The sequence below is a fragment of the Mucilaginibacter aquatilis genome, assembly GCF_009755275.1.
Taxonomy (GTDB): Bacteria; Bacteroidota; Bacteroidia; order Sphingobacteriales; family Sphingobacteriaceae; genus Mucilaginibacter; species Mucilaginibacter aquatilis.
Window position 1 is genome coordinate 412,218 of sequence record NZ_WQLA01000001.1, and the last position, 13,302, is coordinate 425,519.

Genomic DNA, 13,302 nt, shown 5'->3' on the forward strand with positions numbered 1-13,302 from the left:
AAATTATAAAAATATCACCTTAAATCAATACCAAGGTTTGCAGTGTCTTTCTTTGCAACATACTACCCCTTCCAAACAATTCAATATTCAGCATTATACTGCGAGCTAAACAACGTTTTGTAAACTAAGTTTCTTAAAAACAAAAAAGCAACTCCCCTGAAGAAGTTGCTTTTTTGTATGTATCAAAATCCCATCCTTGCAAGGAAGGGATTTTGTTATAATTACTCTTGTGGTAATTTGCTAAACTCGTCAAAAGTGATTGGCTTTTCATCTAAAGTAAACACGCTTTTCAGGTGCTCAAATACTTTAAGTGATTTTGCTTCTTCAAAAATGCGGTTGGCGTTTTCTTTATCCTGCAAGAACTGTACAGCATACTGATCTAACTGTTCCTCGCTGATAGGCTGAGGGCTATACATGCGGAACTGCTGATCGATACGGGCTTTAGCAATGTTAACAACATCAGTATATTCAATTTTGATGTCGTTATCGGTTACAATCTTATTGCCAATTAAAGTCCATTTAAGGTTCTTAGCAAAATCAGCATAACCACCTTCTAACTCCTCGTCGCTAAGTTTTTCGTTAGTTGCTTTTAACCAACGTTTCAAAAACTCGTCAGGAAGTTCAAAGTTTACTTTATCAAGCACATAAGTATACATTTCACGCTGTAATTTCTGATCAGCGTCTTGTACCATCATGCCTTCCAGCTCTTCAGTAATTTTGGTGCGGAACTCTTCTTCAGTAGTCACTTCACCTTCGCCAAATATTTTGTCAAAGAACGCCTGATCTAAATCAGATTCTTCTAAACGGTTTACATTTTTAACCGTTAATTGGAATTTTGATTTCAAATCAGCAGCTTCAGCTTCCTCAATTTTAAGTAACGCAGCTACACGTGCAGCGTCATTATCAAAAGCTTTTTGAACATCAAACTCAACTACATCATCTTTTTTCAAACCAATTAATGATGCTTTGATAGCCTCATCTTTAACCTGGTCTAAACGTACTGATGCAGTATTGCTTATTCCATCTTCAAAAACAGAACCATCTGGCGAAAGTTGCTTTAATTCAGCATAAAGTACGTCACCATCTGCCGATACGTCAGGGTTTGTCATTTTACCGTAGCTACGGCGCAGGTTTGAAATGCGTGAAGCTAACGTTTCGTCATCAACGCTTATTTTGTAATTGCTTAATTTATCTTGCGATGAAAAATCAAGTGTAAACTCAGGCGCTAAACCAACTTCGTAGGTAAATTCAAAGTTATCAGCAAAATCCCAGTTATAGGTTTTGCTGTCATCAACCTGTGGTAAAGGCTGACCTAAAACTTCTAATTTTTCTTCGTTTAAGTAGTTGTTTAGCGTATCTGATAACAGGTTGTTAATCTCATCAACCAGGATGCTTTTGCCATACATACGTTTAACGTGTGATGGTGGCACCATACCTTTACGGAAGCCCGGAATCTGAGCTTTTTTAGCCTGATCTTTGATAGCTTTATCTACACGTGCCTGATAATCCTCAGCGTTGATGTTGATTTTGATAACCGCGTTCAGGTTATCTTTCTTTTCCTGTGATATATTCATAATTTATACCTGAATGATAGTATTTAACAAACCACCGTACTTAAGACACAATGCCATAGGCGGTTTTGGAGCGCAAAGGTAAGTAATTAATTTTTTATTTCAGCCACTTAATCATCAGTAGATTATGTGTGCTATGGCTCGACCTCGTTTGATTGGTACAGCAAAAGGGCGGCGCATAAATCAGCCATTAAAAAACGTTCATCAGCCGTAAGGCTATCCTGTAGGTAAACAGTCCCGCTATTAATTAGTGATACCGCAGCAACAGGGAGCCCGGCGGCGTTACTTATTTCAAAACCTACTAGGCCTGCCGGCATTTTAAGCGGACCATTTTTGCCCATTAAACGCCTTATAGGCCTTATTGTGTAATACTGCTGCTGGTTAAGCGCAAAGTAACCGGCGTAATTTTTAGGATTGAGTTCAACAGCATCCATATCGAGTACCAGTTCCCATGGGGTTTCAGCATCAGGGGTATATACCTGCACGTAATAGCTATTCTCGAGCGTTGAAGGCATTCCCAAAACTTTGTTTATCCAATTAAAATTGAGTTCAACTCCACTGCCTGCCAGGTAGCTCTTTGAATTAAGCTGATTGAAGGTAAGCACAAGCGCCTCTTTATCTTCGCCATTGCTTAACGTAAACCGGCGCGACGATTTACTTTTTTGGCTGAGCATACCTACAGTTTTATTATTACGCCCGGTTAGCCTGCCGTTCATATCTGTAGCTGCTGATGAACTTTGTGTAGAAGATGTTTGAACTTTTGTGGTATGGAACTCGCCAAAACGAAGTGGCTTTTTTTGAAAAACAGTTTGGTTGCGGCCCGTAACCGCGTGCCCGGCATTATTTTGCCAGGCATCGTTGGTTAAAGCCATGCGAGGGGTGGTGCAACTTACTAATAAGCATAAGGCAGCTCCCAGTAAAAGTAGTAGTAATTTATTATCCATTGTGAAAGGTTGGCATTGAAAGTAAATATATCGGCAGCGCTATACTGCCGCAACGCATACATTGACCTTTAAACTAAAACAAGGTTTAAGTGTTACACTAAAAAATGCGCTAAAGATGATGAAAAGTAAAATAGCATTGTTAAGCCTGGCAGCAATGCTGATGTTGAATATAACAACCGGATGCAAGGCTAGCAAAACGGGTACAAAAACTAAGTTTGATAAAAATAATCCTGTGCCTGCCAACCCGGCCAACGCCGATTCGAGCGGTACATCGCCTACGCCAAAGCTTACGCCGGCGCCGGTGCCAAACAACAGGCCTAACCCGGTACCAAACCCTCCGCCACCTGATCCGCCGATGTAATTTGAGTCACCGGTGTTTAAGATATTTAGTAAGAACGTTATAAAAAACAAATACCCTCTTTTTTGAAGAGGGTATTTGTTTAGTTAACCTTTTTAACTGATGCGGCTCCGGCCTTGTCTGTCTTTACATCGGTTGGGTTACCGCGATATTTTATGTTTGATGCTCCCTGGCTGTTAACCTCTAACGATTTGAGCACGTTAATTTCACATTCGGCATCACCTGCCGCATTAATTACATATTTACCTGCAACAAAGTCAAAGGCTTTTATTTGAGCTGTTCCGGCTATTTCAACATTATGTGAGGCAGCCTGACCTTTTAAATTTATCTCTGTTACTCCCTTTGCCTGTGTAAGCAAATCGGCAGCACTCAGGTCGAGATTAATTTTATTGGCCCCAGAGAACTGCAGTTTTAAGTTTTGCGTATTGATACGACCATCTGACAGCAACTCAATTGCACCTGCACCAACTACTTCACTCAGCGATTTAACATTTAGATTGACAACTATAGGCGCATCGTTACAAATGTTTTTACGGGTGTATATGCGCAGCTTGTCGCCACTAACCTCGGTGCGTATATATTTCATCAGGTTATCATCTGTAGTAACGGTTAACTGCTTTCCGGTATCCTGTTTAAGGGTAACCTTGAACCCACCCGAAATATCAATTTTACTAAAGTTTCCCAGTTGACGTGTTTCGGTAGCCGGTGTACCCGAGCCTTTAATACAACCAATGTGGCATGATGATAAGGCAAATGCACCAACAGCGGCAACAGCAACTAAAAATAAAGCAATACGATTTTTCATGTATGAGTGATTAACAAGGATAAGACTAAAATTTATAAACCGAAGTTACGCCCAAAAGTATAAAATTGCTTTCCAATTTCTTACATTGATCTTATCAGCATACTCTTAACAAGCTTAAACCCTATAAGTAGTATTTCTCGCCGTTTGTTTTGAGTCTTCCTGCATCAAGCAACTGCCTTATTACCGTTAATCGTTCGGGTTGCTTACCATGCTTAAGGCTGGTAACTAATTGCTCTAACGACATTGGCGCCTGTGCAAGCAGCTGCATAATCTCATCAGTAATGTGGTTAGCAAGTTCACTTGCTCCTTCCTGTCTCTTTTGGCGTAGGCAAACATCACATATGCCACATTTAGCGGCATTAGCTTCATTAAAATAGGCAAGCAGTTGCCGGCTCCTGCAAACATCGGTTTCACAAAAAGCAAGCATGGCTTCCATCTTCTTTTGATAAACAGCCTTTCGCGTGTCAAGGTACTGCCTGTCAATCCATAAGTTTGCCGCCGTATGGCGTTGCTTAAGCCAGGTAACCTGCGGCTTATCGGTTTGCGGCAGATAGCTCAGCACTCCATAATCATTAAGCTGCTGCATAGCCTCACTTACCTGCTGAACGCTCAGGTTAGTACGGCGTGCTATATCAAATTCGCGTATACGGGTATAGCTATCAAACGCACCACCATATGAACGTAATAGTGTTTTTATAAACGGATCCCACGCCGGGTTTTGTATCTGAAAATTGTAGAGCTCCTCGTGGGATATCTCAAACTCAAACCTTGATGGCAGATACACACTTTCATTGAAACTTAAATACTCACCCTGCTCTAGAAAGCGCAAGGCATTTAGTGTTTTCAAGGCATCGAGTTTAAAGCGGCTGCAAAATTCGGCTAAATCAAGGTCAAAACTCAAACCCTCGCCTGCGCCATAGGCCAGCTGATAAAAATTAGCCAGGTAATGGTACACCTGTTTTATTTCATCAACCGAAGGAAAGCTAACTTCGAATTTGTGCTGCTGCTTTTGCCGGTCGTTGTTATTAAACAATAAAACCGCATAGGCCTTTTGCTCGTCACGCCCGGCCCTCCCCGCTTCCTGGTAGTAAGCTTCAAGGCTTTCAGGCAAATCGCGGTGCATTACAAACCGTACATCTGGCTTATCAATACCCATACCGAATGCATTTGTAGCTACAATTATGCGAATGTGATTACTTTTCCACTGTTCCTGTTTGGCCGTGCGTACATCAGCAGCCAAACCGGCATGGTAGTAATCAGCAGGTATGCCATGATCATTAAAAAAACGGGAAAGCTCGGTAGTTTCTTTGCGGCTACGCACATAAACAATGCCGCTGCCTTTTACGCTACGGGCAACATCAAGCATACGGCGTAGCTTATTTTCTTCATGTACTATGCGGTAGCTGATATTTTTACGCTCGAAGCTTTGCTGAAAAACGTTGCGTTCTTTAAATTGAAGTTTGTCCTGTATATCGTCGCGCACCTCAGCAGTGGCTGTGGCAGTCAACGCAATTACAGGCACTTTTGGATGAAGCTGACGTAAACCAGCTATATGCAGGTAAGGCGGGCGAAAGTCATAACCCCATTGTGAAATACAATGAGCTTCATCAATAGCTATAAGATTTACCTTCATGTATTTTATACGCTCGCGTACAAGATCACTCATAAGGCGCTCGGGCGAAAGGTATAAAAACTTAACCGGGCCGTATATGCAATTATCCAGCGCTATGTCAACCTCGCGCTTACCCATGCCCGACACTATGGCCATAGCTTCAATGCCTTTAGCCTGCAGGTTATCAACCTGGTCTTTCATAAGGGCAATAAGCGGTGATATTACCAGGCAAATTCCATCCATTGCCATTGCAGGCACCTGAAAACATACTGATTTGCCGCCGCCCGTAGGTAACAGTGCAAGGGTATCCCGCCCCTGCATAACCGATTCAATAATGGGTTGCTGTAGAGGGCGAAAGGTATCGTGCTGCCAGTAATGCTTTAATATTTGCTGTATGGTCATTTATTTCAGTAGCAATAATACTGTATTTGCTTATAAACAGTATTACTACTCAATGAAAATGCAATTACCTGCAGTTTGTTTACATGTATTTGTGATGCTATAAGGCAATATTAACCGGCCATTGCCATGAAGTAATCCATCATGTCATCATTATCGGGCTTGTAGTTGTACTGTTGCCCCATTAACCTTACTTGTACAGGCTCAGTTATACCTTTGAGCTTTACGTATCGGCTCTGGTAATCATCAGCAGGTAAATCCAAAAGTGCAAACATATCTTCTGACACCAGCAAATCATTATTCAGGTCTTTGGTTTTTGATTGCAAACGTGACGCAATATTTACAGGCAAACCCATAACGGTTGTATGGTTACTATAATCAATATCATACCTGCCCACTAAAACGCTGCCCTGGTGCAGGCCTACACCCACCTCAAAAGGCATGTTGAAATATGGCTGGGCATAACCTGCGTTAAATACCTGCAAATCATGAAATATTGACCTTGCTGCATCCATTGCGGCTTGAGCGGCATTTTTAATATCGGTATTAAGACCAAAAACAGCGTAAATACTATCGCCCTGGGTTTCTACAATACGGCCGCCTGCCTCCTGTATTGAATCATTGAACAAGGCAAATAGTTTACGTATTACAAAAACCACATCATGGGGCGATTGCTGCTCCATAAAAGGGGTAAAGTTGCGTATATCTAAAAACATCAGCGCAAGTTGCTTTTCTTCACCTGCAATGTTTTGCTGGGTAATATGTTCATGGGGTTGCACCGCTTGATTTACCGTTGCAGGTAATGATTCAACTTCCTTAGTTGCCGGCTGCAAAACCGGTTTGCTTACAGAAGCCGGCAAAGGTAATGCCGATAAATTACGGTTAGCAAGACGGTTCTTTTTGCAAAGTGATATATTGAGTTTCATGTACGGTGTTATTTTATGAATAGTACAAATTTACTATACCTGCAGGGGCGGGCGCTTGCAATTATCGAACGAAAAATTGCAAAATTGAAACCTTTGATACCAATATGTATTAAGCATGACTTATGTACAGCAAACAGACTTTAAGCAGACAAATTGAATGCGACGTTGGTAAATAAAATGGTACAAATTTTACATCAACCCTTCGTGTTTGTTGCTTGGCATGCTTATCATTGCCTTATAAAAATCGCCTATGTTTTCTGAACCTTCATACCTGGCAGCCCGCATGGTAGCCGAAACCATTGAAGCACACTTTGCCGAACATATTGAAGTTGCACGTAACCTGGGCGAGCAGGATTTGGCCACAGCGTGCAGTTCAGGTATTATAGAAGCTGTTATTGACATTGCATTTTGGGCAAGCCTGCGGCGTGAGGAAGGTCGCTCGGTTAGTATATCACTGGCATTGCTGCAACCCGAACAGGCTGGCAAACCCCTTATTTTTGGAAACCGCTTGCGGCTTACACCTCAAAACCTGGTTAAACTTGCCCCAGCGGTTGAACAGCCAGGTATACATTTAGGCGTATGGCATGAAAACGACGAACTTTATATCTGGGGCACCACACATACGGTACCGGGCATATGCTTTGTGCTTGAGGTAGTAGAGCCGGGCCTGCTTGTTATTAAGCACCGCAGGTTGGGCGGCTTTGGAAAGTTTGTAAACATTGCAGTACTGCATGGCGATCAGATAAAGGTACTTGATGAAAAATCAATGGGTATTGCCGGGTGCCCGGCGCTGCATGCATCGCTAATGAATATGTCTTTGCCATCTTTTATGGGCGAAACATTTAATATCCTTTTGCAGCTGTCGGCCGCTATGCGCCTGCACCGCCGCGGAGGACTGGTTTTAATTGTTCCGCGTGAGAATGATGACTGGCGCGATTCTATTGTACATCCTATAAAATACGAGGTTACCCCACCCTACCACGTTATTGCCGACTTAATGCAGCATACCGAGCAGGAACGCAGTACCTTTGAGTGGCAGGAGGCTTTATTGCAGGCTATTGATATAATAGGCGGCTTTACTGCGGTTGATGGTGCTACCGTGATAACACAGCAGTATGATTTGCTTGCATTTGGAGCCAAAGTATCACGATCTGAAAAAAGTGTGCCCGTTGAGCAGGTTATAATAACCGAACCTGTATCTGGCGTACAGGCTACGCGCATACACCCCGCTCAAAATGGTGGTACAAGACACCTGGCCGCCGCACAGTTTGTGCACGACCAGCATGACTCAATTGCACTGGTAGCATCGCAAGATGGGCAGTTTACCGTGTTTGCCTGGTCGGAAAAGTTAAACATGGTACATGCACACCGTATTGACGTATTGTTGCTTTAAGGACACAAAGCATATTGTTATGCCTGCTGAGCGGGCTGCTCGCGCTTAAACAATATGCCTAACACAGCAGCCACGGCAAAAACCAAAATAATTGATATGGTAAGCGATTGAAAGAAGCTGCCTATGGTAAAGTTGCTGGTAGCCACAAAGTTCTTGTTCATGTCAGCAATTTCTTTCTCAATTTTATCGGCAGGTTGCTTTTGTGATTGCATTGCACCGCGGCGCATATCAACCAATCCGGCGTGCGCTTTTTGCGCTACCACCGGATTGATTTTTCCTGAGTAAAGAGTCACCCCGTTATTCCATATAAGCGAGCTGACAATAAGCATTACAAAGATGCCAGTTATTGCCTGTTTCAGGCTCCAGTAATTACCAATTTTGCTACGCAGGTTGTTAATAAACAGCAAAGCCAAACCAAACAGCACGAGGTAATATACAGGATAAAGCAAAATGAAAGTCACCAAAGGAGACTTTGCCACGTAAGCAAGATAAAACAGCTTAAGCACATCAATGATGAGCATAATACTGCCAAAAAGCAATCCGCGTAATGCCCCCTGTTTACGTACAGCTGCATTTAAGTCTACCATAGTTTTGCTTAGTCCTTGTTAAACTCAACTAAAATACTGTAAACAGCCATATCAAAACCTTTATCAACAGCGTTTTGAGCCACCAGTTCTTCATCGCTGGTTGATGGTTGTGTGTTTTGGAAGAAAGTCATCATCGGATAAAAGATATCACGCAACTCTGCATCCTCTGAAAGTTTAGAGGCAACTTTTTGAACTTCTTCAGGTGAGCTTTCAACCAGTATTTGATTGGCAATAACAGGCTCATAAATCTGATGCTCATCCTGAAACTCATCATCTTCAACCAAAAGAAATTCGGTAAGATAATCTTCCAATGACGGCTCAATGGCTTCATCACGGCACTCGTTCAAATAAAGCAACAGGTTAAGAAGCTCGGTACCACGATCAAGGGTTTGCTCTTCAATGTCTGCCCATTCAGGCGAGTCAAGGTAATCTTCTTCCAAGCGGTCAATGTCGGCACTGAAGAAATTAACCATCAGCAGGTCAAAGAAAACTTCACGCAACGCATCGGCCTGCGGATAATCATTAAAAACAGCATCCAATGCATCGGCTTTGCTCAAAAAATCTTCCTCTGCCGAAAATACGGCTGTCAGCTTGGTCTTTAATTCTTCGGCATTTATGGGTGTGTAAGCAGTGTATGCCTGCAACGCTGCATTTATAGCGTTTTGTATAGTTGAATCAATCATTGGTTTACTTTTAAATGAGTAGGTTAAATATCTACAGTTTATTTAGTGAATTTGTTCTGAAGTGGCCTTTTTATATGCCGAGAACAGAATTTGTATCATAGCCTGGTTTTTACCAAGCCGGTTAAACATATCTTCGTATAATTTTTTTCGGTACCCCGCCGACTCTACATCAAAGCAAAACTTCCACACCGATTCAATTTCGGCACTGTTCATTTTGTTAAGCTCAAACAAAAAAGTTGCAAAGTTACCTGTAACAAATTGGTGGAGCTTGTATTGAAAATGACTTATTGCATCAGCATCCCACCTTCCGTTTAAAGCAATATGGATAAGCTTGCGCGCTTTATCATTTACCTTAACGGATTTAGTATTAAAAAGCTTGTCGGTGTATTGATTTGCCTCATTGTATAACGGTGCAGCACCCTTTTTGTCGTCATATCCAAAAACGTCATCAAAGGTGGCAAAACTACCCGGGAACGTATTAAAGAACAGCTTTTGATAGGTTAGCGAGTCCTTCTTTTTATGTACAAACCCTTTATCAAAATAAATCTTAAGTTGCCTGCTGCGGCTACTGGCATCAATATTTTGTGACTGCGCTACTTCGGCACAAAAAATTAATGAAATATAAACCAGCCACCTCAATACTTTACGCAAATTTTAGTACCTGGTTATTATTGCAGGTTAACATTACCTTGCCTTTAAGCGTTTGGCCCATAAACGGTGAATTGGCTGACTTTGACTGGTTCGTTTGTTTATTAAACTCCCATTCTGTTTCAGCATTAAAGAGTACAAAGTTTGCGTTGTCGCCTTCAGCTAACCCGGGCAAAGCTACTTTGAGTATGCTTCGCGGATTAACAGCAAGTTTGCTGACAATAGCTTCGGGGGTTAATCCGGCTTTTAGCGCAAGGGGCAATACTGTTTGCAAGCCGGTTATACCGTACGCAGCAATTTCAAACTCAACCTCTTTAAATTCAATTTCGTGTGGAGTATGTTGGGATACAATGGCATCAATGGTATCATCATTTAAACCCTGAATGAGTGCATCAACATCGGCTTGGGTACGCAATGGTGGTTTGACTTTGTAATTGCTGTCAAATCCAAGCAAAGCTTCATCTGTTAAAACCAAATGATGCACGGCAACATCACAGGTAACTTTCAAACCTTTAGCTTTTGCCTCGCGAATAAGATCAACTGAACGCGCTGTTGATATAGTACTAAAATGTATAGGCGAATCTGTGTATTCGGCAAGATAAAGATCGCGTGCTATCATAAGCTCTTCGGCCAGTGAGGGTATTCCCTTCATGCCAAGCAACGTACTCACCACCCCTTCGTTTACCTTTGCTTTACCTGCAATGGCCACATCTTCGGGATATGAAAAAATTAACGCGCCAAAGCCTTTTGCATATAACAACGCACGCTCCATTAAACCGGCATCTTTTACCGGGTTATTACCGTCGGTAAAAGCTTTGGCACCGCTTTTAAACATATCGTACATTTCGGCCATGTCTTTACCCTCACGCTTTTGCGAAATGGTACCTAACGGATATACGTCAACCAGGTTTCCTTTTGAGCGGTTTACCAAATATTCAACCTCAGTTTTTGAATGTACCGGAGGCTCAGTTTGAGGCATTACAGCTAAGCCTGTAAATCCACCTGCGGCGGCAGCTTTAAGGCCGCTTACCAAATCTTCTTTGGTTTCAAACCCGGGCTCGCCAACATTGCAGTTCAAATCAAAAAAACCCGGTAATATATAGCAGCCCTGCGCATCAAAAACCTCGGCATCGGCATTAATGACGGTGCCTATGCTTTTAATAACGCCATTTTCAATTAAAATATCAGCTGTTTGATTATTAAGTGTTGAACCGGGGTGTAGAATGGTGGCATGCTTAATGAGCAAATTCATGTAGAGTTGGCTTTTGTTTTTGAAAGTGTATCATACCAGACCTGAAACCTGCTTGTTATTTACACGGTAATACCGCAAAAGCAATATTTCGGCTGCCACAAAAATCAGTGCCAAAATTATACAAAGTTTCCATAATTGCAGGCCTAAATTTGAAGCTGATATTGTGTCTTTAACCGATGCTTTACCAGGCTGTATAACTTTTGCGTTATTAGGAATGAGGCGTTCAAGCTCACTTTTATCCAAATAGCTTAAGTCAGATTCGCTCCTGTTGTGATTGAAAGCTAACACAGCTGCCGTACTATCCTGTTTTTTTAGCTCGTAATTGCCGGGCTGTCGTATCTGATCGGCAAGGTAAAGCATGGTACCGCCTTCCTGCTGCCTTACATCAGGAATGAACGTTTGTTTGCCGTTAACCAGCTTCACGATTTGCTTATCACTTGCCAGTAACGGTATAGTTTCAATGGCCTGGTTATCATCAATAGTGTAATATAAAGGCTGATCGTGCCCACTTAACAACGCCATCCTGAATAAAACAGGCAAAAGCAAAGCATGGCGCGGCAGGTTACTATAATCTTCACTCAACGGCACTGCCGATACGTATATTTTTCCGTTTCCACTGCGATACCCAATCCAGAATGGCTGACGGCCGGGGAGTTCCATCAATGCCTCGGCGTTGGCTTGTGTAGAGGCCTCAATGCGGTAATACTTTTTCACAACAGGCAAATCAGGGTTTTGCGGTGCATCTTCAAAAACACTTTTAAACAATGCATTTTTTGTGTTTAAGGTACTTACCCTTGTTGCTTCGGTATTTAACGATGCGGGGTAGCCGGCCCCGGCAGATTGCAAAAAACTGCGGTAGCTTTGCATATTAGCCTCATTAGCCGGAAAAACGGCTAGCGTACCGCCTTCACTTACAAAAGCTTTAAGTTGTTGCGCCATACCGGCCGATATAGTTTTTACATCGCTCATCACAATTAAGGAATAGCCTGATAAGCCAGAGTAATTTATACTTCCGTCAGTAGTATTAACAGGGGCAAAAAAATCATCAGCTTTAAATGCGGCCTGCAAATAGTTGTTTGGCATACCACCATTTACCAGCAGTAAGGGCATTTTTTGCTTAACGTTAAATGTAAAGTAAAAACTGTTATCAAACGTTACGGGGTTGTCCTGCAGCTGAATTTGACCTTGTTGCCAGCCCGGCTGCAAGCCCGAAAATGTAAGCGTGTCTTGCCTGGTTTTACGTGCCTGAATGCTGTAACTGCCCAAGGCCTTTTGCTCACCGTTTATCAATAATTTAAGCGGTACGCCTTTGGCATCTTGTGCCGCGTAGTTGTGCAGCTTCACCACTATTTTTTCAGTTTCGCCCGGCCTATGCACAGCGCCAATCATCCAAACCGAATCAACCGCAACATTGGCAATGGTGTTGGCACGTATTTGCAGGAGTTGGGTATGCAAATTGTCATCGCCTTTTATTCCGTCCTTTCCTGTTGCCAGCTTTTGAAAGTCGGATATAATATATGCTGATTTTGGTGAGCTCCCGTTAGTGCTGAGTAAACTTTGCTGCCTTGCATTAATTTGTGCAAGCGTGCGGCTTTGTGGGCTGATTTTAATAGCATCTACTTCATCATTAAACTCATCTCGATTAAGCAAACGCTGGTGCCGACCTTGAAAGTCTTGCGTCAAAAGTTGAAAACGATCATTAATATTGTATGCTGAAGCAATTTCTTTAGCACGCCGCTTTGCCTCATCAAGCAAACTACCTTCGGCGTTAAGGCTTTGCATGGAGTAAGAATTATCTACAAAAATACTTACTACTTGCTGCGTACCAGGTGTAACGGTTTTTTGTGCTGCAATGTAAGGCCGGGCAAACGCAAGTACCAGGAAAAACAAGGCTAATAAGCGGCTTGCAAGTACAAGACGCTCACGCAGGTTGCGCCGCGATGATTGCTGCTCTTTTACCTCCTTCAAAAATTGCACATTGCTGAAATACACCTTTTGATACCGCCTGAAATTAAATAGATGCACCAACACCGGTATGGCAAGGGAGGTTAGTGCAAACAAAAAGTAAGGCGATACAAAGTGCATGGATTATATTTTTACAGGCGCAGTAAACAAATATAACCC

At 42.4% G+C, this 13,302-nt stretch carries 12 protein-coding genes; 1 reads left to right on the forward strand and 11 read right to left on the reverse strand.

Annotated features, from left to right (window positions below; all coding sequences use genetic code 11):
• Positions 1 to 221: 221 nt before the first annotated feature.
• The 6 genes from tig to GO816_RS01985 form a co-directional block, all read right to left on the reverse strand.
• Complete coding sequence (gene tig, locus GO816_RS01960; RefSeq protein WP_157539673.1) at positions 222 to 1,574, reverse strand: trigger factor; 1,353 nt, start codon at positions 1,572 to 1,574, stop codon at positions 222 to 224.
• Positions 1,575 to 1,705: 131 nt separating this feature from the next.
• Positions 1,706 to 2,515: a hypothetical protein gene (locus GO816_RS01965; protein WP_157539674.1), complete on the reverse strand. Its 810-nt coding sequence runs from the start codon at positions 2,513 to 2,515 to the stop codon at positions 1,706 to 1,708.
• 39 nt (positions 2,516 to 2,554) lie between these two features.
• Positions 2,555 to 2,926: a hypothetical protein gene (locus GO816_RS18670; protein WP_198171396.1), complete on the reverse strand. Its 372-nt coding sequence runs from the start codon at positions 2,924 to 2,926 to the stop codon at positions 2,555 to 2,557.
• A gap of 29 nt (positions 2,927 to 2,955) precedes the next feature.
• On the reverse strand, positions 2,956 to 3,678 hold the full coding sequence (locus GO816_RS01975; protein WP_157539676.1) for a head GIN domain-containing protein: 723 nt from the start codon (positions 3,676 to 3,678) through the stop codon (positions 2,956 to 2,958).
• 121 nt (positions 3,679 to 3,799) lie between these two features.
• The gene (locus GO816_RS01980; RefSeq protein ID WP_157539677.1) at positions 3,800 to 5,692 is read right to left on the reverse strand and encodes a RecQ family ATP-dependent DNA helicase; all 1,893 of its coding nucleotides are present in this window, start codon (positions 5,690 to 5,692) and stop codon (positions 3,800 to 3,802) included.
• A 110-nt stretch (positions 5,693 to 5,802) separates the two neighbouring features.
• A complete protein-coding gene (locus GO816_RS01985; protein ID WP_157539678.1) occupies positions 5,803 to 6,615 on the reverse strand; it encodes an adenylate/guanylate cyclase domain-containing protein in 813 nt (270 codons plus the stop codon).
• A gap of 250 nt (positions 6,616 to 6,865) precedes the next feature.
• Here GO816_RS01985 and GO816_RS01990 point away from each other — a divergent pair, with 250 nt between their 5' ends.
• Positions 6,866 to 8,008: a putative sensor domain DACNV-containing protein gene (locus GO816_RS01990; protein ID WP_157539679.1), complete on the forward strand. Its 1,143-nt coding sequence runs from the start codon at positions 6,866 to 6,868 to the stop codon at positions 8,006 to 8,008.
• Between the two features lie 17 nt (positions 8,009 to 8,025).
• Here GO816_RS01990 and GO816_RS01995 read toward each other — a convergent pair whose 3' ends face one another.
• The 5 genes from GO816_RS01995 to GO816_RS02015 are packed head-to-tail and all read right to left on the reverse strand — an operon-like array spanning position 8,026 to position 13,263.
• On the reverse strand, positions 8,026 to 8,595 hold the full coding sequence (locus tag GO816_RS01995; protein WP_157539680.1) for a DUF4199 family protein: 570 nt from the start codon (positions 8,593 to 8,595) through the stop codon (positions 8,026 to 8,028).
• A gap of 8 nt (positions 8,596 to 8,603) precedes the next feature.
• Positions 8,604 to 9,278: a hypothetical protein gene (locus GO816_RS02000; RefSeq protein ID WP_157539681.1), complete on the reverse strand. Its 675-nt coding sequence runs from the start codon at positions 9,276 to 9,278 to the stop codon at positions 8,604 to 8,606.
• 42 nt (positions 9,279 to 9,320) lie between these two features.
• Positions 9,321 to 9,929 carry a hypothetical protein gene (locus GO816_RS02005; RefSeq protein WP_157539682.1) on the reverse strand — a complete coding sequence of 203 codons (609 nt, stop codon included), beginning with the start codon at positions 9,927 to 9,929 and terminating at the stop codon, positions 9,321 to 9,323.
• Complete coding sequence (locus tag GO816_RS02010; RefSeq protein ID WP_157539683.1) at positions 9,922 to 11,178, reverse strand: dihydroorotase; 1,257 nt, start codon at positions 11,176 to 11,178, stop codon at positions 9,922 to 9,924. The genes GO816_RS02005 and GO816_RS02010 overlap by 8 nt, the downstream gene beginning before the upstream one ends.
• Before the next feature lie 30 nt (positions 11,179 to 11,208).
• Positions 11,209 to 13,263 carry a BatA domain-containing protein gene (locus tag GO816_RS02015; protein WP_157539684.1) on the reverse strand — a complete coding sequence of 685 codons (2,055 nt, stop codon included), beginning with the start codon at positions 13,261 to 13,263 and terminating at the stop codon, positions 11,209 to 11,211.
• Positions 13,264 to 13,302 lie beyond the last annotated feature (39 nt).